This window comes from Micromonospora sp. CPM1, assembly GCF_023896895.1.
In the GTDB taxonomy this organism is placed as follows: domain Bacteria; phylum Actinomycetota; class Actinomycetes; order Mycobacteriales; family Micromonosporaceae; genus Micromonospora; species Micromonospora tulbaghiae.
In genome coordinates this window covers 246704-266012 of record NZ_JAMHIU010000003.1, presented here as the reverse complement: position 1 = coordinate 266012, position 19309 = coordinate 246704, and the positions used below count along the sequence as shown (strand labels likewise).

Here is a 19309-nt window from a genome sequence, read left to right as displayed (position 1 = left end):
CTCACTCGTTCCACACGCCCAGCCCGTCGAGGTGCTTGACCAGCCGTTCCGCGCCGTCGGTGAAGTGCCGGGCCATGACCGGCCGGACGGCCTCCGGGTCGCGGGCTTCGAGCGCGTCGAGCAGCGCCTCGTGATCGGCGATCATGCCCGCCCGCCACTCGGGGTCGGCGGCGTAGAACCGCGACGGCGTGTAGCGGGTCACGGTCCGCAGCAGCCAGGACAGCTTGCGCGCGTCGGCGAGCCGGTTGATCCGGCGGTGGAACTCGTATTCGAGCTGCTCCACGCGGCTGACCTGCCGGGCCTGGGCGGCGCGGCGCAGCCGCTCGTGCTGCTGCCGCAGGTCGTCGAGCTGGTCCGGGGTGATGCCGGTGGCGACCCGGGCGGCCAGCTCACCGGCGATGTGGCCCTGGAGGCTGAACACGTCGATGATGTCCTGCCGGGACAGCGGCGCCACCACGTGCCCGCGGCGCGGTTGCAGCTCGACCATGTCCTCCGCGCGCAGCATCAGCAGCGCCTCGCGTACCGGCGTGATGCTCAGCCCGGTCTCCTGGGCGACCTCCTCCAGCCGGATGCGTTCGCCGGGGCGCAGCTGGCCGGACATGATCCGGTCGCGCAGCAGACTCGCCACGGTCTCGGAGAGCTGGGGCTGGGAGACGTTCTGGATCCTGCCGCGGTCCGCCACCACCTGAGGGTATCAAATGTCAAATGTCACAACAGGGAAGCCGGCTGGCGCCGGCTTGCGGGCCGCCACCAGCGGCGGCGTACGCACGATCTGGTTCGACCGGCCCGACCGGCGCAACGCGATGACGCTGGAGATGTTCCGCGACTACTACGCGGCCCTGGTGGCGGCGGACGCGGACCCGGAGGTCCGGGCGGTCGTCGTCACCGGCTCCGGTGACTGGTTCTGCTCCGGTGCCGACCCGGAGGCGCTGGCCGCACTGCTCGACGAGCGCAACCGTGACCTGCTCGCCGGCGAGTTCGGCTTCCCGCCGCACCTGCCGTTGACGCTCGGCACGCCGATCGTCGCCGCGATGAACGGCGGGGCGGCCGGCCTCGGCCTGGTCCACGCGCTCTACGCCGACGTGCGGTTCATGGCGGCGGAGGCGCGCCTGTCCACCACGTTCAGCCGGCTCGGCCTCGTCGCCGAGTACGGCAGCGCCTGGCTGCTGCCCCGGCTCGTGGGCGTCGGCGCCGCGCTGGACCTGCTGCTGTCCGGCCGCAAGGTCGACGCGGCGGAGGCGTTCCGGATCGGGCTTGTGCAACGCGTGCTCCCGCGCGACGAGGTGCTGGCCGAGGCACAAGCCTATGCCGCGGCCCTGGCGCAGCACTGCTCACCGGCGTCCATGGCGGTGATCCGGCGGCAGGTGTTCTCCGGCCTGGAGACCGGCGCCGACGAGGCCGCCGCCGACGCGATCCGCCTCATGGTCGAGTCGCTGGCCGGCGGCGACTTCGGCGAGGCCCTGCTCGGCCGGGCCCAAGGGCGCGCACCCCGCTTCGCACCCCGGGCCGGCGCGTGAGCGGCCCGCTCGCCGGCGTCCGGGTCGTGGAACTGGCCGGGATCGGCCCCGGCCCGTTCGCCGCCATGCTGCTCGCCGACCTCGGCGCCGACGTGGTCCGGGTCGACCGGCCGGAACCCGGCGCGTTCGCGGCCGGCGACCCCGGGCGGAACCTGCTCAACCGGGGCAAGCGTTCGGTCGTGGTGGACCTGAAGCACCCCGACGGCGCCGAGGTGGTCCTCGCGCTGGCCGGGCGGGCCGCGATCCTGATCGAGGGCTGGCGTCCCGGTGTCGCCGAGCGTCTGGGCGTCGGACCGGCCGCGGCGCTGGCCCGCAACCCGGGGCTGGTCTACGGGCGGATGACCGGCTGGGGGCAGGACGGGCCGCTGGCCCGCGCCGCCGGCCACGACATCGGCTACATCGCGGTGGCCGGGGCGCTGCACCCGATCGGCCGCGCCGGCGGGCCGCCGCAGATCCCGCTCAACCTGGTCGGCGACTTCGGCGGCGGCGCGCTCTACCTGGTCGTCGGCATCCTGGCGGCGCTGCACGTCGCCGGCGCCACCGGGCGAGGGCAGGTCGTCGACGCCGCCATCGTGGACGGCGCGGCCCACCTCACCACCCCGTTCGCCGGGCTGCTCGCCGAGGGTGCCTGGCGGCCCGAGCGGGGCCGCAACCTGCTCGACGGCGGCGCGCCGTTCTACGACGTGTACGCCACCGCCGACGGCGGGCACATGGCGGTCGGCGCGCTGGAGCCGCAGTTCTACGCCGAACTGCTGCGGCTGCTCGGGCTGGCCGACGCGGACCTGCCGGACCGGCACGACGTCACCGGATGGCCGGTGCTGCGCGCCCGCTTCGCCGAGGTGTTCGCCGGGCGTACCCGCGACGAGTGGACGGCCGTGTTCGACGGCACCGACGCCTGCGTCGCGCCGGTGCTGTCGCTGACCGAGGCGCCGGGTCACCCGCACCTTCACGCGCGTGGCACGTACGAGGAGCACTTCGGCGTCCGGCAGCCCGCCGTGGCGCCCCGCCTGTCCGGGACACCCGGCCGGGTCGGCGGCCCGCCGCCCGCGCCGGGCGCGGACACCGAGCCCGTCCTCACCGACTGGGGGCTGGACGAACACCTACCGCGGTGGCTGGACGGCGGCGCCGTCGGCCGGAAGCAGGGAGCAGCGCACTGATGCGTATCGGGACGACACTGGCGTACGCCGCCGATCCTCGCGGCGGCGCCGACGACGTGGCCGCCTGGGAACAGGACGGCCTGGACGTGGTCTGGGTGTCCGAGGCGTACGGCTTCGACGCGCCCACGGTCATGGGTTACCTCGCCGCCCGCACGAGCCGCGTCCACATCGGCTCCGCGATCCTGCCGATCTTCTCGCGTACCCCGGCCCTGCTGGCGCAGACCGCGGCGGGCCTGGACGCGATGTCCGGTGGCCGGGCCATCCTCGGGCTCGGTGCGTCCGGGCCGCAGGTGATCGAGGGATGGCACGGCGTCGCGTACGACCGGCCGCTGGCCCGCACCCGGGAGGTGATCGAGATCTGCCGGCGGGTGTGGCGGCGCGAGACGCTGACGAACGACGGCCTCTACCGGCTGCCGCTGCCGCCCGGCGAGGGCACCGGGCTGGGCAAGCCGCTGAAGATCCTCACCCACCCGGTCCGGGACCGCATCCCGATCCACGTGGCGAGCCTCGGCGACCGGAACGTCCGGATGACCGCCGAGATCGCCGACGGGTGGCTGCCGTTCCTCTACGACCCGCGGCGCGCGGGCGACGTCTGGGGCGCCGCGCTGGCGGCCGGCCGGGCGAAGCGGTCCGCCGATCTGGGGCCGCTGGAGGTGGTGGCCGGCGGGCCGCTGGCCATCGGCCCGGACGTGACCGGGCTGCGGGACCTCGCCCGGCCGCTGATCGCCCTGTACGTGGGCGGGATGGGCGCCAAGGGCCGCAACTTCTACCACGACCTGCTGTGCCGCTACGGCTACGCCGCCGAGGCGGACCGCATCCAGGAGCTCTACCTGGACGGCCGCAAGGCGGAGGCCGCCGCCGCGGTGCCGGCGGAACTGCTGGAACGCACCAGCCTGATCGGGCCGGAGAGCTATGTGCGCGACCGGGTCCAGGAGTACCGCGACGCGGGCGTGACGATCCTGAACGTCGCGCCGCTGGGCGAGGACCCCCGGCGCCTCGTCGCCGCCGTCGCGGACATGGCCCGGTAGCGCGGGGGAGGGAGCCGACACATGGACCGCACCGTCTTCACCGCCGACCATCTCGCGTTCGCCGAACTGGTGCGCGCGTTCATCGACAAGGAGATCACCCCGCACCACGAACGTTGGGAGGCCGACGGCATCGTCGACCGCGGCGTGTGGCGGGCCGCGGGCGCCGCCGGCCTGCTCGGCTTCTTCGTCGACGAACGGTACGGCGGCGCCGGCGTCACCGACCGGCGCTTCCACGCCGTCCTGACCGAGGAACTCGCCCGGGCCGGCGCGAGCGGTCCGGCGTTCGGCCTGCACAACGACATCATCGGGCCGTACCTGACCGACCTGACCACCGAGGAGCAGAAGCAGCGCTGGCTGCCGGGTTTCTGCTCCGGCGAGATCGTCACCGCCATCGCGATGTCCGAGCCGGGCGCCGGCAGCGACCTGGCGGGCATCACCACCACGGCGGTACGCGACGGCGACGACTGGGTCCTCAACGGGCAGAAGACGTTCATCAGCAACGGCATCCTGGCCGACCTGGTGATCGTGGTCGCCCGTACCGATCCCGGCGCCGGACGGCGGGGGATCAGCCTGCTCGTGGTCGAGCGCGGCATGCCCGGGTTCGAGCGCGGCCGCAACCTCGACAAGCTCGGCCAGAAGGCGCAGGACACCGCCGAGCTGTTCTTCGCCGACGTCCGGGTGCCGGCGGCCAACCTGCTCGGCGCCGAGGGCGAGGGCTTCGCCTACCTGATGCGCAACCTGCCGCTGGAGCGGCTGTCGATAGCCGTCGCGGCGCTCGCGGGCGCCGAGACGGTGTTCGCGCAGACGCTCGACTACTGCCGGCAGCGCCAGGCGTTCGGCCGTCCCATCGGCAGTTTCCAGCACAACCGGTTCGTGCTCGCCGAACTCGCCACCGAGCTGCGCCTGGGCCGGGTCTTCGTGGACCAGTGCCTGGTCGCGCCGGACCTCACCGCGGAGACGGCGGCGATGGCGAAGTGGTGGTGCACCGAGTTGCAGCAGCGCGTCGTGGACCGGTGCCTCCAGTTGCACGGCGGCTACGGCTACATGCGCGAGTACCCGGTGGCCCGCGCCTACCTGGACGCCCGCGTCCAGACCATCTACGGCGGCACCACCGAGATCATGAAGGAGGTGATCGGCCGGTCACTCGGCCTGTGAGCCGGGCTCCAGCATGGGTACGAGGAACCGCCGGGCCATCTCCCGCAGCGCGTCGGCGTCGTCGAGGTCGACGACGTGGCTCGGGGTGAGCAGGAAGGAGCAGGACAGGCGGGTCATCAGCTCGGCGGCCACCTCCACGTCCACTGTGGCGGCGATGGTGCCGGCGCGCTGCTCGCGACGCAGCTGCCCGGCGACGAACCGCTGCACGGTCGCCAGCGTCCGCCCGCCGTCGCTGATCATCGAGGGGATGAGCACGTCCGGTTCGACGCTCATCAGCCCGCCGATCAGCGGGTTGCGGCGGATCGCGTCCAGCGCGCTGACGAAGCCCAGCACCACCCGGTCGCCGACTGTCTCCGCCTGCTGGATGTCGACCAGGAACCGGTCGAAGTAGCGCCGGAACTCGCGGCGGACCACCTGCTCGACCAGCCGGTCCTTGGTGGCGAACCGGCGGTATGCGGTGATCCGGGAGACGCCGGCCCGGCGGGCCACGTCCTCCATGGTGGAGCGGCGGATGCCCATCCGGCAGAACTGCTCGTAGGCGGCGTCGAGGATCCGGGTGGCCACCTCGTCGGTGTCGTCGGCGCTGTGCAGCGCCTCGGTGAAGGCGCGTTCCAGCAGCGACTCCGGCGGGCCGGCCGGTTCGTCGTGACCGGCACCGGGGGAGGACGCCTGCGCCGGAGCGGTCCGGGCCATGGGTGCCCTCCCGGGAGAGACGGTGACGCGGTTGGCGCTTCACCGTACCAATCGCCGGGGCGTACCCCCGTGCGAGCGCGACCGCCGCGCCCTGCGGATGCGGGACGCGGCGGTCGCGTGGGTCGGGCCGTGTCCGGTCAGGAGCCGGCGCGCTTGGCCGTCGCCTTCAGGTAGTCCCGGTTGAGCCGGCCGATGGTGTTCAGCGGGATGCCCTTCGGGCAGGCCGCCGCGCACTCGCCGATGTTGGTGCAGCCGCCGAAGCCGGCCTCGTCGTGCGCGTCGACCATGCCGATCACCCGGGTGTAGCGCTCCGGCTGGCCCTGCGGCAGCAGCGAGAGCTGGGTGATCTTCGCGGCGGTGAACAGCATGCCGGAGCCGTTCGGGCAGGCCGCCACGCAGGCGCCGCAGCCGATGCAGGCCGCCGACTCGAACGCGGCGTCCGCGTCGGCCTTCGGCACCGGCACCGAGTGCGCCTCCGGGGCGCTGCCGGTCGGCGCGGTGACGTAGCCACCAGCGGCGATGATCTGGTCGAAGGCGTTGCGGTTGACCACCAGGTCCTTGACGACCGGGAAGGCGCGGGCCCGCCAGGGCTCGATGTCGATCGTGTCGCCGTCGGAGAACTGCCGCATGTGCAGCTGGCAGGCGGTGGTGCCGCGCTGCGGGCCGTGCGCCTCACCGTTGATCATGAGGCTGCACATGCCGCAGATGCCCTCGCGGCAGTCGTGGTCGAACGCGACCGGCTCCTCGCCGTCGAGGATCAGCCGCTCGTTGAGCACGTCGAGCATCTCCAGGAAGGACATGTCCGGGGACACGTCCTGCACCGGGTAGGTCACCATCCGACCCTTGTCCTCGGGGCCGTGCTGGCGCCAGATGCGCAGGGTCAGGTTCACTTGTAGCTCCGCTGCGTGGGGTGGACGTATTCGAAGGTCAGGTCTTCCTTGTGCAGCACGGGCTCACCGGTGCCGGTGTACTCCCAGGCCGCCACGTAGGCGAACCGGTCGTCGTCGCGCTGCGCCTCGCCGTCGGGCGTCTGGTGCTCGGCCCGGAAGTGGCCGCCGCAGGACTCCTCGCGGTGCAGGGCGTCGATGCACATCAGCTCGGCCAGCTCGAAGAAGTCGGCCACCCGGCCGGCCTTCTCCAGCGACTGGTTGAGCCCCTCGCCGTCGCCCGGGACGCGCACCCGCTGCCAGAACTGCTCGCGCAGCGCGCGGATCTCGTCGATCGCCTTGCGCAGCCCGGCCTCGGAGCGCTCCATGCCGCAGTGCTCCCACATGATCTGGCCCAGCTCGCGGTGGAACGAGTCCACGGTGCGGTCGCCGTTGATCGCCAGCAGCCGCTTGATCCGGTCCTCGACCTCGGTACGCGCCGCGACCGCATCAGGGTGGCTGGCGTCGACCTTGTCCAGCGGGCCGGAGGAGGCCAGGTAGTTGGCGAGCGTGTTCGGCAGCACGAAGTAGCCGTCGGCCAGGCCCTGCATCAGCGCCGAGGCGCCGAGCCGGTTCGCGCCGTGGTCGGAGAAGTTGGCCTCACCGATCACGAACAGGCCGGGGATGCTCGACTGGAGGTCGTAGTCGACCCAGAGGCCGCCCATCGTGTAGTGCACGGCGGGGTAGATCCGCATCGGCACCTCGTACGGGTCCTCGCCGGTGATCCGCTCGTACATCTCGAACAGGTTGCCGTACTTGGCCTCGATGGCCTTGCGGCCGAGCCGGTTGATCGCGTCGGCGAAGTCCAGGTAGACGCCGAGGCCGGTCGGGCCGACGCCGCGTCCCTCGTCGCACACGTTCTTCGCGGCGCGGGAGGCGATGTCGCGGGGGACCAGGTTGCCGAAGGACGGGTAGATCCGCTCCAGGTAGTAGTCCCGCTCGTCCTCGGGGATCTCCCGCGGGCTGCGCTGGTCGCCCTTGGCCTTGGGCACCCACACCCGGCCGTCGTTGCGCAGCGACTCGCTCATCAGGGTCAGCTTCGACTGGTGGTCGCCGGAGACCGGGATGCAGGTCGGGTGGATCTGCGTGTAGCAGGGGTTGGCGAAGTACGCGCCCTTGCGGTGCGCCCGCCAGGAGGCGGTGACGTTGCAGCCCTTGGCGTTCGTGGAGAGGTAGAAGACGTTGCCGTAGCCGCCGGAGGCGAGCACGACCGCGTCGGCCATCTCGGTGCTGATCTCGCCGGTGACCATGTCGCGGACCACGATGCCGCGCGCGCGGCCGTCGACGAGCACCAGTTCGAGCATCTCGTGGCGGGCGTTCATCTCCACGTTGCCCAGGCCGATCTGCCGCTCCAGGGCCTGGTACGCGCCGAGCAGCAGCTGCTGGCCCGTCTGGCCCCGGGCGTAGAAGGTGCGCTGCACCTGGGCGCCGCCGAAGGAACGGGTGTCCAGCAGGCCGCCGTACTCGCGGGCGAACGGCACGCCCTGGGCCACGCACTGGTCGATGATGTTGACGGACACCTCGGCCAGCCGGTGCACGTTCGACTCGCGGGAGCGGAAGTCGCCGCCCTTGACCGTGTCGTAGAACAGGCGGTGCACGGAGTCGCCGTCGTTGCGGTAGTTCTTGGCGGCGTTGATGCCGCCCTGCGCGGCGATCGAGTGGGCCCGGCGCGGGCTGTCCTGGTAGCAGTAGGACTTCACCCGGTAGCCCTGCTCGGCCAGCGTGGCGGCGGCGGAGCCGCCGGCCAGGCCGGTGCCGACCACGATCACCGTCATCTTCCGGCGGTTGGCCGGGTTGACCAGCTTCATCTCGAAGCGGTGGCGCTCCCACCGCGTCTCGATCGGGCCGTCCGGGGCCCGGGTGTCGGCGATCGGGTCGCCCTCGGTGTAGAGATCCATGTCAGGCCACCAATCCGGTGATCACGGCGAACGGGACCAGCAGGTAGCCGCCGACGAGCGCGACGGCGAAGACGAGTGCGGCGATCCGGGCCCGGCGCTCGCCCTTGGGCGTCTGCTGGCCGAGGCTGCGGAACGCGCTGAAGGCGCCGTGGCGCAGGTGGAAGCCGAGGGTCACCAGCGCGAGGGTGTAGAAGAGCGTGACGTACCAGCGCTCCGGCGCGAAGTCCGCGACGACGTTGCCGTACGGGTTCGACGGGTCGCCCTGCGGGTTCAGGTGACCCGTGGTCAGGTCCAGGATGTGGTAGATCACGAAGAGCAGGATGATCACACCACCCCAGCGCATCGTGCGGGCCGCGTAGTTCACGTGGATCTTGCGGCGGTGCGCGTACTTCACCGGCCGGGCGGCCCGGGACCGCATCGCGAGCATGGTGGCCGCGCCGATGTGCCCCAGGACGGCCAGGGTGAGCACCGTGCGCTGGATCCACAGGAACCACGTCGTCGGCAGCAGCGGCGTGCCGATGTCGCGCAGCCAGTGCGCGTAGTGGTCGAACGAGGTCTCGCCCGTGAAGATCTTCAGGTTCCCGAGCATGTGCAGGATCAGGAACAGCACAAGGATGATGCCCGTCACCGCCATGACGGCCTTGAGGCCGACGTTCGAGCGGATGGGCGACCGAGTTTTCGTGATTACCACGCGGTCGACGCTAGGAGCACTTCGATCAGGCGTCCAATGCATCGAAATCGCAGTGTTGATAGCCGTAAGCTATGTAGATGCAGCTCCATCAGCTTCGGTACTTCGTAGCGGTCGCCGAAGTACGACATTTCACCCAGGCAGCCGATCTTGTCGGCATAACCCAGCCCTCGTTGAGTAAGCAAATTCACGCCCTGGAGGCCGACCTGGGGGCCCCGCTGTTCGAGCGGGTAAGGGGCAACATCACACTCACCGCGGCCGGCGAGGTGCTGCTGCCGCTGGCCAAGCGGATCCTCGCCGACGTGGAGACCGCCACCCGCGAGGTGCAGGAGCTGGTGGGGCTGCGCCGCGGCCGGGTCCGGCTCGGCGCCACGCCCAGCCTGGCCACCTCGCTCGCCCCGCCGGTGCTGCGCCGGTTCCGCGACGCGCACCCCACTGTCGACCTGCGCGTGGAGGAGGGCGGCTCGCAGGACCTCGTCCGGGACCTGCTCCGCGGCGACCTCGACCTCGCCCTGATCATCATGCCGTCGGCCGGCACCGACCCGGGGCTGCGCGCCGACCCGATCCTGCGCGAGAGCCTGGTGGTCGCCTCGGTCGACCCGCTGCCCGGCGCCTCGGCCACCGGGGAACTGCGCATCACCGACCTGCGCGACCAGCCGCTCGTCATGTTCCGCGAGGGCTACGACCTGCGCGACGCCACGCTCCAGGCGTGCCGGGCGGCCGGGTTCGAGCCGACCCTGTCCGTCGACGGCGGGGAGATGGACGCGGTGCTCAGCTTCGTCGAGGCCGGGCTCGGCGTCGCGCTGGTGCCGGGCATCGTGGTGGCCCGCCGCCCCGGCATCCGGGTCACCCGGCTCGTGCCGCCCGGCGTCCGCCGGACCATCGCGGTGGCCCGCCGCCGCGACGTGGTGCCCACCCACGCCGGGCGCGAGCTGCGCCGCATCCTCCTGGAGTACGTCCACGACGCCACCGCCACCGCCGCCCTCCCCCCAGGCGTGGAGCCGTTATAGCTCCGCCGCCCCCGCCTCGTTGATCTTGCACTTTCGGCCCCGGCGAAAGGTGCGAATGCCCCTGCGCGGGGGCGTCAGGTGCAAGATCGGCGCGCAGGGGTCAGCGGCCCTCGGCGTCGTCCATGGCTCGGTAGATGCGCTGCTCCGACACCGGGTAGGGGGTTCCCAGGGCCTGGGCGAAGACGTTCACCCGCAGCTCCTCGATCATCCAACGGATCTGGCGCGCCGCCGGGGTCGCGCGCCTCGGCGGGGGCAGCGCGGCCAGCATGTCCTGGTACTCCTTCTGCACCGCGGCGACCCGGTCCTGCTGGGACTTGTCCCGCTGCGGGTTGCCCGGCAACCGGTCCAGCCGCCGCTCGATCGCGGTCAGGTAGCGCAGCACGTCGGGCAGCCGCGCGTACCCCGTCTCGGTGACGAAACCCTTGTGCACCAGGCCGGTGAGCTGGTTGCGGATGTCGGCCAGCGCGGCCACCACGGCGAGGTTCCGGGTGGCGCCGAGCCGCTGCTCCACCGCGTACGCGGAAGCGAGCACCCGGCGGACCCGCTCCATCACCTCGACGACCGTGTCCACCAGGTCGGCCCGGACCTTGTCGCGCAGCGCGGCGAAGCCCTCCGCGTCCCAGGCCGGGCCGCCCGCGTCGCCGATCAGCTTGTCGATCGCCGCGCCGGCCGCGTCCTCGATCAGCTCCGGCACGCTGCCGTGCGGGTTGCGCGACAGCGCCAGCTTCGCCTCGTTGCTCAGCCGCCCCTGGAGGAACTTCGCCGGTGACGGCGTCGTCAGCCGCAGCAGCCGCCGGGTGCCCGCCCAGTGCGCGGCCTCCTGCTCGGCGGCGGAGTCGAACACCTTCACCCCGACCGTCGCGCCCTCGTCCACCAGCGCCGGGTACGCGGTCACCGCGAAGCCGGCGCGTACCTGCTCGATGGTGCGCGGCAGGGTGCCGATCGACCACTCGGTCAGCCCGGTACGGGCCACGTCCGGCGCGGCGGCGGCCACGACCTGGCGTACCTCCTGGCGCAGCTCGCGTTGCAGCGCCGGCAGGTCCTTGCCCTCGGCGACCGGCTTGTCGTCGTCGCCGAGTACCCGGAACGTGACCCGCAGGTGCGGCGGGAGCCGGCTCAGGTCCCACGCGTCCGCCGGTACGGTCACGCCGGTCATCCGGCGCAACTGCCGGGTCAGCGCGGCGAGCAGCGGCTCCTCGCCCGGGGTGATCGCGGCGAGCGCGGCGCGGGCGTAGTCGGGCACCGGTACGAAGTTGCGCCGTACCGGCTTGGGCAGCGACCGGATCAGCGCGATCACCAGTTCCTCGCGCAGCCCCGGCACCTGCCAGTCGAAGCTCTCCGCCGGCACCTGGTTGAGCAGCGGCAGCGGGATGTCCACAGTCACGCCGTCGGTGGGCGCGGTCGGGTCGAACGTGTACGTCAGCGGCAGCGTCACGCCGTCGGCCCGCCACTCGTCCGGGTAGTCCTCCTCGTCCACCCCGCCGCGGCCGTCGTTGACGAGCAGTTCGCGGGTGAACGTGAGCAGGTCCGGCTGCTCCCGGCGGGTCTTCTTCCACCACGAGTCGAAGTGCCGGCCGGAGACCACGTCGGCGGGGATCCGCTGGTCGTAGAAGGCGAAGATGGTCTCGTCGTCGACCAGGATGTCGCGGCGCCGGGCCCGGTTCTCCAGTTCCTCGATCTCGGTCAGCAGCTTCTGGTTGTCCCGCCAGAACTGGTGGTGGGTCTGCCAGTCGCCCTCCACCAGGGCGTGCCGGATGAACAGCTCCCGGCTCAGGCCTGCGTCGATCCGTCCGAAGTTCACCTTCCGCGAGGTGACGAGCGGGATGCCGTACAGCGTGACCTTCTCGTAGGCCATCACCGCGGCCTGCTTCTTCTCCCAGTGCGGCTCGCTGTAGCTGCGCTTGACCAGGTGCTGGGCCAGCGGCTCGACCCACTCCGGCTCGACCCGCCCGGCCACCCGCCCCCACAGCCGGGACGTCTCCACCAGTTCGGCGGCCATCACCCAGCGCGGCGGCTTCTTGAACAGCGCGGACCCGGGGAAGATCCCGAACTTCGCGCCTCGCGCGCCGAGGTATTCGTGCTTCTGCGCGTCCTTGAGGCCGAGGTGCGACAGCAGGCCGGGCAGCAGCGACTGGTGGACCTTCGGGGTGTCGATCTCCTCCGGCAGGTCGGCGCCGGCGCCGCGCCGGCCCTCACCCTTGTCGGAGGTACGCAAGACCTGGCGCAACTGGCTGACGATGTCCTGCCACTCGCGTACCCGGAGGTAGTTGAGGTATTCGGCCTTGCACATCCGGCGGAACGCGCTGGACGACAGTTCCCGCTGCTTCTCCCGCAGGTAGCGCCACAGGTTCAGGTACGCGACGAAGTCGGACTCCTTGTCGGCGAACCGGGCGTGTGCCTGGTCGGCCTGGGCCTGCTTGTCGGCCGGGCGTTCGCGCGGATCCTGGATGGACAGCGCGGCGGCGATCACCACCACCTCGGTGGCGCAGCCGTTGCGCTCGCCCTCGAGGACCATGCGGGCCAGCCGGGGGTCGACCGGGAGCTGGGCCAGCCGCCGCCCCAGGGCGGTGAGCCGCTTCGCCGGGTCGGTCTCGGCCGGGTCGAGCGCGCCCAGCTCGTGCAGCAGGTTCACGCCGTCGGCGACGTTGCGCCGGTCCGGCGGGTCGATGAACGGGAACGCCGCGACGTCGCCGAGCCCGATCGATGTCATCTGGAGGATGACCGAGGCCAGGTTGGTCCGCAGGATCTCCGGGTCGGTGAACTCGGGGCGGGAGGTGAAGTCCTGCTCGTCGTAGAGGCGGATGCAGATGCCGTCCGAGGTGCGCCCGCAGCGGCCCTTGCGCTGGTTGGCGCTGGCCTGCGAAACCGGCTCGATCGGCAGCCGCTGCACCTTGAGCCGGCTGGAGTAGCGGGAGATCCGGGCGGTGCCCGGGTCCACCACGTACTTGATGCCGGGCACCGTCAGCGAGGTCTCCGCGACGTTCGTGGCCAGCACCACCCGGCGGTTGCTGTGCGCGGCGAAGACCCGGTGCTGCTCGGCGGTGGAGAGCCGGGCGTACAGCGGCAGGATCTCGGTGCCGAGCAGCGACCGCTTCTTCTGCACCAGCTTGCCCAGCGCGTCGGCGGTGTCGCGGATCTCCCGCTCCCCGCTGAGGAAGACCAGGATGTCGCCCGGCCCCTCGGCGGCCAGCTCCTCGACCGCGTCGCCGATGGCCTGGATCTGGTCCCGGACGTTCTCCTCGTCGGCCTCGTCCTCCTCCTCGGCCTCGGTGACCTCGACCAGCGGCCGGTAGCGGACCTCCACCGGGTACGTGCGCCCGGACACCTCGACCACGGGCGCCGGGTTGCCGTCGGCGTCGGCGAAGTGCTTCGCGAACCGGTCGGTCTCGATGGTCGCCGACGTGATGACCACCTTGAGGTCGGGCCGGCGGGGCAGGAGCTGCTTCAGGTACCCGAGGATGAAGTCGATGTTGAGGCTGCGCTCGTGCGCCTCGTCGATGATCAGCGTGTCGTACTGCCGCAGCATCCGGTCGGTCTGCAACTCGGCCAGCAGGATGCCGTCGGTCATCAGCTTGACCAGGCTGTTGTCGCCCACCTGGTCGGTGAAGCGCACCTTGTAGCCGACCACGTCGCCCAGCTCGGTGCCGAGTTCGTCGGCGATCCGGTCGGCGACCGTCCGGGCCGCCAGCCGGCGGGGCTGGGTGTGCCCGATCAGGCCGGTGATGCCGCGCCCCAGCTCCAGGCAGATCTTGGGGATCTGGGTGGTCTTCCCGGAGCCGGTCTCACCGGCCACGATCACCACCTGGTGGTCGCGGATCGCGGCGGCGATGTCGTCCTTGCGCTCGCTGACCGGCAACTGCGGCGGATAGGTGATCGCCGGCACGGCCGCGCGGCGCGACGCCAGCCGCGCCTCGGCCCGGGTCACCTCGGCCCCGATCTCGGCCAGCGCCGCCTCCCGCCGCTGCGGGTCGCGCAGCCTGCGCACGCCGTCGAGCCGCCGCTGGATCCGCCGCTGGTCGCGGAACATCAGGGGGGCGAGGCGGCGGTGCAGGTCGCGGGCGGTCTCAGGGGCGGCGGGTACGGCTGGATTCTGCATGTCGTCGCCAAGGATAGGCAGCCGCGCGGCGGACCGCCCCCGGGTTACCGGGCACCGGGCGTGCCCTCCCTGGCTGGGCCGTCCGCGCCGGATAAAGTTGCCGCCGACGAGGCCGACGGACGAGGCCGACGAGGGGCGGGGATGATCATGCGGGACACCGACCGGGCGCTCGTGCAGGCCGCCACCGCCGTCGCGAAGCTGCGCTGCCGCAGCGACAACCACACCGTCGCCGCCGCCGTACGCAGCACCGACGGCCGCGTTTTCAGCGGCGTGAACGTCTACCACTTCACCGGCGGCCCGTGCGCCGAGGTGGTGGCTCTCGGGGCCGCCGCGACCCAGGGCGCCGGTGAACTGGAGGCCATCGTCGCGGTGGGGGACCGGGGCCGGGGCGTCCTGCCGCCGTGCGGGCGCTGCCGCCAGGTGCTGCTCGACTACTTCCCGTCGATCAAGGTGATCGTCGGCCCGCCCGACGGGCTGCGCGCGATCCCGATCGCCGACCTGCTGCCCGAGACGTACGTCTGGTCCGACCAGCAGGTCGAGGTGCCCGCCGGGCCGCGCGCCGCGTTGTGGCCGATGCCTGTGGTGCCCGGCGTCCGGCAGGCCGCCGAGGACTGAACCGCCCCCGGCCCGGGCGCGGCGAGCCGCGGCGCTCAGTCGCCGGCGGCGGCCTCCAGCATCGAGCGGGGGACCGGCACCTGCTCGAAGCGGACCTGGCCCTCCGGCACCATCCAGCTGCTCAACTGCGCGACCAGCCGGCCCGCGCGGACCGCCGGGTCGTTGGCGTACAGCTCACGGGCCATCTGCGGGTCCACCGACAGCACCACGAAACCGCGGACACGCCCGTCGTCGCCGTCCAGGAACGGTCCGGCCGCGAGCACCGCACCCTGCTCCACCAGCCCGGCCTGGTGCGCCAGGTGGGCGTCCTGGATCCGGTCGAGGGCGTCCTGCGGCAGGTCCGGCGCGTCGTCCGGGCGGACCAGGAGCACCACCGTGTGCCTGTCGAATCGCATGTCCTCAGGCTAGGGGCTGCCGGGCGTGCAGTGCCCGGATCGACCAGTCCAGCACCGGGGCCAGGCTCTCGGGCGGTGGCCAGCCGTTGACCACGGAGAGCAGTTCCAGGTACCGCTCCCGGCGAGGGTCGCGCGCGGTCCGCAACCGGTCCAGCATCCGCCGGCGCAGGCTGGCGTCGTCCGGCCTGCCGCAGAGCCGTGCGTACCGGTCCGCTGCCCGGGCCAGGACGGCATCGGCCCCGGGCGAGGCCGGCTCGACACCGGCGGCCAGCGCCGGGGTCACCTCCTCCCGGACCACGGCGACCACGTCCCGGCGTACGCCCTCGGCGCCGGCCCGGTCCGCCTCGTGCTGCTCGGCCAGCCGGCGCAGCCCGGCCCGGAACTCCGGGTCCTGAGCCAGCTCGGCCAGTTCCACCCACGCCTCGACCTGGGCGTCGTCCGGATCGTCCGGCAGCTCCGGTGTGAGCGACCGGCGGATGCCCGCGAACCCCGGATCGGTCAGGCCGCCGAACGCCGCGTCGAGGAACTCGTCGACCAGTCGCCGTCGTTCCCGCGCGGCCAGGCCGGCCAGCCGGTGCAGCAGGTCGGCCTCGGACGGGCCGGCCCCGCGCCGGGCGATCACCGTGAGCACCGCGCGGCGCGACCGCAGCAGCCGGATCTGCGCGGTCAGCGCGTCCGCGTGCGCCGAGGCGACCTCGGCCAGGGTGACCTCCCGGGTCACCACCCGGCGCACTGTGGGCAGGTCCACGCCCAGCTCGCGCAACGTCCGTACCAGGTCGAGCCGGGCCACCGCGGCCGCGTCGTAGCGGCGGTGGCCGGCCGGCCCCCGGTCGGTGGGCGGCACGATGCCGCGGTCGGACCAGAACCGGATGGTCTTCACCGGCAGCCCGGTCCGCCGGGCCAGGTCACCGATCGAGTAGCGCTCCGCACCGTCCATGTGCCCACCATCGCGCCTCCCCCCGGTGGAGGCGCAACCCCATCGACAGCGCCCGCTTAGGTACGCCTTAGCAGGTCAGTTAAGGTAAGGCGCACCTAACTGGAAGGCCAAGATCCCTCGTGACCACCGTCGCCGTCCGGCCCGCGCGGGCCGGGGCTCCCGTCCGCCGCGGCACCGTACGCCGCGTCGCGGTCACCGTGGCGGCGGCACTCCTGCTCCTGCTGGCGCTGCTGGCCAGCCTGGCGCTCGGCAGCCGGCACCTCCCCGTCGACCAGGTGTGGCACGCGCTGGTGTCCCCGGACGGCGGCGACGCCACCACTGTGGTCCGGGACATGCGGCTGCCGCGTACCGCCCTCGGGCTCGTCGTCGGCCTGGCGCTGGCGCTGGCCGGGGTGCTGTTCCAGGCGGTGACCCGCAACCCGCTGGCCGAGCCGCGCATCCTCGGCATCAGCGCCGGCGCCTCGTTCGGCGTGGTGCTGGCCATCGCCGTGTTCGGGGTCGGCACGCTCGCCGGGTACGTCTGGTTCGGCATCGCGGGCGCGCTGCTCGCCGGGCTGCTCGTGTTCGCCGTCGCCAACCGCGCCCGCGAGGGCGCCAGCCCGGTCACGCTCGCGCTCGTCGGCGCGGCCCTCGACGCCGGTCTCGGCGCCATCGTGTACGCGCTGCTCAGCATCGACGCCCGCACGTTCGAGGAGTACCGCTTCTGGGTGATCGGCGGGCTGACCGGCCGCGACGTCGGCGTGGCCGGGCAGGTGCTGCCGTTCGTGGTGGCCGGGGTGCTGCTGGCCGCGCTCGCCGCCCGCGGCCTGGACGCGCTCGCCCTCGGCGACGACGTGGCCCGGGGGCTCGGGCACCGGGTCGCGCTGGTCCGGATCGCCGCCGGGGCCGGTGGCGTGCTGCTCACCGGCGCGGCGGTGGCCGCCGCCGGGCCGATCGCCTTCGTCGGGCTGGCGGTGCCGCACCTGGCCCGGGCGCTCGTCGGCGCGGACCAGCGGTGGACGCTCCTGGTCGCCGCGCTGCTCGGTCCCGCGTTGCTGCTCACGGCCGACGTGGCCGGCCGCCTGGTCGCCCCGCCCGGCGAGATCCCCGCCGGCATCATCACGGCCCTGCTCGGCGCGCCCCTCCTGGCCCTCCTGGTCCACCGAGCCAAGACGGTAACGACATGACCCGCCCCGCCCCCCACTCCCGCGATCTTGCACTCGCCGCCCCGGCCGAAGGGGCATTCCGGGCACCCGGAGGGCCCGAAGTGCAAGATCAACAACGTGGGACGCGGCGGCGCGGGCGCGGGGTTCTCCGGGTCGGGGCGGTGGTGGTGCCGTTCCGGTGGCGGCCGGTCGTGGTGGCGTTCGTGCTTTTCGTGCTGCTGTGCGCTGCGGTGGTGATCAGCCTGTCGCTGGGTACGCCGTACGTCGCCCCCGTCGACGTGGTGCGGTCGCTCTCCGGCGCGGGCACCCCGTACGACCTCGTGGTGCGCGACCTGCGACTGCCTCGCGCGGTCCTCGCGGCGGTGGCCGGCGCGGCCTTCGGCGTGGCCGGCACACTGATCCAGAGCGTCGCCCGCAACCCCCTCGCCAGCCCCGACGTCATCGGCGTCACCCAGGGCGCCGGGCTGGCCGCGACGATCGCGTTGACCAGCGGCGCGGCGGCGGTGCTCGTGGCGCCGGCGGCGCTGCTCGGCGGCCTGGCCGCCGCGGTGGTGGTGTTCGCGCTCGGCGCCCGGCACGGCCTCGCCGCCCAGCGGTTCGTGCTGGCCGGCGTGGCGGTGGCGTTCGCGTTCCGGGCGCTGATCGAGGTGGTCATGCTGACCGCCGACCCGATCGACGGGCTGCGCGCCCAGATCTGGCTGATCGGCACGCTCGCCGGCAAGGGGTGGAGCGAGGCGGCCTGGATCGCCGGCACGCTCGCCGTCCTGCTGCCGGTGCTGCTCTGGGCCGGGTGGGCGCTGCGCAGCAGCACGCTCGACGACGACACCGCGCGGGGGATCGGCCTGCGGCCGGTGGCCCGCCGGATCGGCCTGGCCGGGACGGGTGTGCTGGCCGCCGCCATGGTCACCGCCCAGGTCGGCGCCGTCGACTTCGTCGCGCTGGTGGCCCCGCAGGTGGCCCGCCGGCTGGTCCGCGCCGAGCGTCCGCCGCTGCTGTGCGCCGCGCTGCTGGGCGCGTTGCTGCTGGTCCTCGCCGACCTGGGCGCCCGCCGGCTGCTGGCGCCCACCCAACTGCCGGCCGGCGTGCTGACCGCCGCGATCGGCGGGCCGTACCTGATCTTCGTGCTGCTCCGCACCCGAGGGAGGCGGTCGTGACCGCGCTGCTGTCCACCCGCGACCTGGTCGTCGGCTACGAGGGCCGCACCGTGCTGGACGGACTGGACCTCGACCTGCCGGCCGACACGTTCACCGTGATCGTCGGCCCGAACGCCTGCGGCAAGTCGACGCTGCTGCGCACGATGGCCCGGCTGCTCACGCCGCGGCGCGGCGCGGTGCTGCTCGACGGCGCGGCGATCCGGGACCTGCCCACCCGGGACGTGGCCCGGCGGCTCGGCGTCCTGCCGCAGAGCCCGCTGGTGCCCGAGGGGATCACCGTGGCCGACCTGGTCGGGCGCGGGCGCCAGCCCTACCAGCGCTGGTGGCGTCAGTGGTCGGCCGAGGACGGGCGGGCGGTCGACGAGGCCATGCGGCTGGCCGACGTCAGCGCACTGGCTGACCGCGCGGTGGACACGCTCTCCGGCGGGCAGCGCCAGCGGGTGTGGATCGCCATGACGCTGGCGCAGGACACCGACGCGCTGCTGCTGGACGAGCCGACCACGTTCCTCGACCTGGCCCACCAGGTCGAGGTGCTGGACCTGCTGCACCGGCTGCGCGCCGAACGCGGTCGCACGGTGGTGGCCGTGCTGCACGACCTCAACCAGGCGGCCCGGTACGCCGGCCACCTGATCGCCATGCGCGACGGCGCTGTGGTGGCCGCCGGCAAGCCGCGCGAGATCCTCACCGCGGACCTGGTCCGCGACGTGTTCGGGCTCGACTGCGTGGTGGTGCCCTGCCCGGTCAGCGGCGCCCCGCTCGTGGTGCCCGCCCTCACCCAGACCGGGTCCACCCGGACCGCGCCCGCCCAGGCCGGCCCCACCCAGACCTCGGCCGTTCCGGCCGTCACGCCGGCCCCGGCCGGCGCCCCCGTCGGCGACGCCTGAGCGCGCCGGCC

The 19309-nt window shown here is 73.3% G+C and carries 17 protein-coding genes; 9 read left to right on the top strand and 8 right to left on the bottom strand.

The window, feature by feature from the left end; all coding sequences use genetic code 11:
* Position 1: 1 nt before the first annotated feature.
* A complete protein-coding gene (locus M8C11_RS05680) occupies positions 2–682 on the bottom strand; it encodes a GntR family transcriptional regulator (protein ID WP_252448660.1) in 681 nt (226 codons plus the stop codon).
* A gap of 55 nt (positions 683–737) precedes the next feature.
* On the opposite strand from M8C11_RS05680, the gene M8C11_RS05675 reads away from it, so the two are divergent.
* Genes M8C11_RS05675 through M8C11_RS05660 form a run of 4 tightly spaced genes read left to right on the top strand, consistent with a single transcriptional unit; the run spans position 738 to position 4857 of the window.
* Positions 738–1517: an enoyl-CoA hydratase-related protein gene (locus tag M8C11_RS05675; RefSeq protein ID WP_252448659.1), complete on the top strand. Its 780-nt coding sequence runs from the start codon at positions 738–740 to the stop codon at positions 1515–1517.
* Positions 1514–2674 carry a CaiB/BaiF CoA-transferase family protein gene (locus M8C11_RS05670; RefSeq protein WP_252448658.1) on the top strand — a complete coding sequence of 387 codons (1161 nt, stop codon included), beginning with the start codon at positions 1514–1516 and terminating at the stop codon, positions 2672–2674. Before M8C11_RS05675 ends, M8C11_RS05670 begins: the two co-directional genes overlap by 4 nt.
* Positions 2674–3702, top strand: coding sequence for an LLM class F420-dependent oxidoreductase (locus tag M8C11_RS05665; protein ID WP_121683904.1), 1029 nt, complete (start codon positions 2674–2676; stop codon positions 3700–3702). Before M8C11_RS05670 ends, M8C11_RS05665 begins: the two co-directional genes overlap by 1 nt.
* 21 nt (positions 3703–3723) lie before the next feature.
* Positions 3724–4857: an acyl-CoA dehydrogenase family protein gene (locus M8C11_RS05660; protein WP_252448657.1), complete on the top strand. Its 1134-nt coding sequence runs from the start codon at positions 3724–3726 to the stop codon at positions 4855–4857.
* Here the strand turns inward: M8C11_RS05660 and M8C11_RS05655 are convergent.
* The 4 genes from M8C11_RS05655 to M8C11_RS05640 all read right to left on the bottom strand — a co-directional run bounded on the left by M8C11_RS05655 (position 4843) and on the right by M8C11_RS05640 (position 9107).
* Positions 4843–5550 carry a TetR/AcrR family transcriptional regulator gene (locus tag M8C11_RS05655; RefSeq protein ID WP_120570663.1) on the bottom strand — a complete coding sequence of 236 codons (708 nt, stop codon included), beginning with the start codon at positions 5548–5550 and terminating at the stop codon, positions 4843–4845. The two genes, M8C11_RS05660 and M8C11_RS05655, sit on opposite strands and share 15 nt — an antisense overlap.
* A 137-nt stretch (positions 5551–5687) precedes the next feature.
* Positions 5688–6440: a succinate dehydrogenase/fumarate reductase iron-sulfur subunit gene (locus tag M8C11_RS05650; RefSeq protein WP_030499798.1), complete on the bottom strand. Its 753-nt coding sequence runs from the start codon at positions 6438–6440 to the stop codon at positions 5688–5690.
* The gene (locus M8C11_RS05645) at positions 6437–8374 is read right to left on the bottom strand and encodes a fumarate reductase/succinate dehydrogenase flavoprotein subunit (RefSeq protein ID WP_252448656.1); all 1938 of its coding nucleotides are present in this window, start codon (positions 8372–8374) and stop codon (positions 6437–6439) included. Before M8C11_RS05645 ends, M8C11_RS05650 begins: the two co-directional genes overlap by 4 nt.
* Before the next feature lies 1 nt (position 8375).
* Entirely contained in the window at positions 8376–9107 is a 732-nt protein-coding gene (locus M8C11_RS05640; RefSeq protein ID WP_199733105.1) for a succinate dehydrogenase cytochrome b subunit, read from the bottom strand.
* Between the two features lie 35 nt (positions 9108–9142).
* Here M8C11_RS05640 and M8C11_RS05635 point away from each other — a divergent pair, with 35 nt between their 5' ends.
* The gene (locus M8C11_RS05635; protein ID WP_252448655.1) at positions 9143–10072 is read left to right on the top strand and encodes a LysR family transcriptional regulator; all 930 of its coding nucleotides are present in this window, start codon (positions 9143–9145) and stop codon (positions 10070–10072) included.
* Positions 10073–10172: 100 nt separating this feature from the next.
* Here the strand turns inward: M8C11_RS05635 and hrpA are convergent, their stop codons facing one another.
* Positions 10173–14168, bottom strand: coding sequence for an ATP-dependent RNA helicase HrpA (gene hrpA, locus M8C11_RS05630; RefSeq protein WP_252448654.1), 3996 nt, complete (start codon positions 14166–14168; stop codon positions 10173–10175).
* A 141-nt stretch (positions 14169–14309) separates the two neighbouring features.
* Here hrpA and M8C11_RS05625 point away from each other — a divergent pair, with 141 nt between their 5' ends.
* On the top strand, positions 14310–14783 hold the full coding sequence (locus M8C11_RS05625) for a cytidine deaminase (RefSeq protein WP_121682967.1): 474 nt from the start codon (positions 14310–14312) through the stop codon (positions 14781–14783).
* Between the two features lie 35 nt (positions 14784–14818).
* Here the strand turns inward: M8C11_RS05625 and M8C11_RS05620 are convergent, their stop codons facing one another.
* Together M8C11_RS05620 and M8C11_RS05615 are read right to left on the bottom strand one after the other, a co-directional pair.
* Positions 14819–15178 (bottom strand): YciI family protein, encoded by a 360-nt coding sequence (locus M8C11_RS05620; RefSeq protein ID WP_252448653.1) that lies wholly within the window; start codon positions 15176–15178, stop codon positions 14819–14821.
* A gap of 4 nt (positions 15179–15182) precedes the next feature.
* Positions 15183–16115, bottom strand: coding sequence for a MerR family transcriptional regulator (locus M8C11_RS05615; protein WP_252448652.1), 933 nt, complete (start codon positions 16113–16115; stop codon positions 15183–15185).
* A gap of 119 nt (positions 16116–16234) precedes the next feature.
* Between M8C11_RS05615 and M8C11_RS05610 the strand changes: the two genes are divergently transcribed.
* The 3 genes from M8C11_RS05610 (at position 16235) to M8C11_RS05600 (ending at position 19298) form a co-directional block, all read left to right on the top strand.
* Positions 16235–17281: an iron ABC transporter permease gene (locus M8C11_RS05610; RefSeq protein WP_252448651.1), complete on the top strand. Its 1047-nt coding sequence runs from the start codon at positions 16235–16237 to the stop codon at positions 17279–17281.
* Between the two features lie 140 nt (positions 17282–17421).
* The gene (locus tag M8C11_RS05605; protein WP_252448650.1) at positions 17422–18414 is read left to right on the top strand and encodes an iron chelate uptake ABC transporter family permease subunit; all 993 of its coding nucleotides are present in this window, start codon (positions 17422–17424) and stop codon (positions 18412–18414) included.
* Positions 18411–19298 (top strand): ABC transporter ATP-binding protein, encoded by an 888-nt coding sequence (locus M8C11_RS05600; RefSeq protein WP_252448649.1) that lies wholly within the window; start codon positions 18411–18413, stop codon positions 19296–19298. The genes M8C11_RS05605 and M8C11_RS05600 overlap by 4 nt, the downstream gene beginning before the upstream one ends.
* Positions 19299–19309: the final 11 nt, after the last annotated feature.

What these genes read in the sequence shown, in the direction of transcription:
- M8C11_RS05665 (WP_121683904.1), top strand. Translation starts at nt 2,674, where the DNA reads ATGCGTATCGGGACGACACTGGCGTACGCCGCCGATCCTCGCGGCGGC.
- M8C11_RS05660 (WP_252448657.1), top strand. Translation starts at nt 3,724, where the DNA reads ATGGACCGCACCGTCTTCACCGCCGACCATCTCGCGTTCGCCGAACTG.
- M8C11_RS05655 (WP_120570663.1), bottom strand. Translation starts at nt 5,550, where the DNA reads ATGGCCCGGACCGCTCCGGCGCAGGCGTCCTCCCCCGGTGCCGGTCAC.
- M8C11_RS05645 (WP_252448656.1), bottom strand. Translation starts at nt 8,374, where the DNA reads ATGGATCTCTACACCGAGGGCGACCCGATCGCCGACACCCGGGCCCCG.
- M8C11_RS05640 (WP_199733105.1), bottom strand. Translation starts at nt 9,107, where the DNA reads ATGCATTGGACGCCTGATCGAAGTGCTCCTAGCGTCGACCGCGTGGTA.
- M8C11_RS05635 (WP_252448655.1), top strand. Translation starts at nt 9,143, where the DNA reads ATGCAGCTCCATCAGCTTCGGTACTTCGTAGCGGTCGCCGAAGTACGA.
- hrpA (WP_252448654.1), bottom strand. Translation starts at nt 14,168, where the DNA reads ATGCAGAATCCAGCCGTACCCGCCGCCCCTGAGACCGCCCGCGACCTG.
- M8C11_RS05625 (WP_121682967.1), top strand. Translation starts at nt 14,310, where the DNA reads ATGATCATGCGGGACACCGACCGGGCGCTCGTGCAGGCCGCCACCGCC.
- M8C11_RS05620 (WP_252448653.1), bottom strand. Translation starts at nt 15,178, where the DNA reads ATGCGATTCGACAGGCACACGGTGGTGCTCCTGGTCCGCCCGGACGAC.
- M8C11_RS05615 (WP_252448652.1), bottom strand. Translation starts at nt 16,115, where the DNA reads ATGGACGGTGCGGAGCGCTACTCGATCGGTGACCTGGCCCGGCGGACC.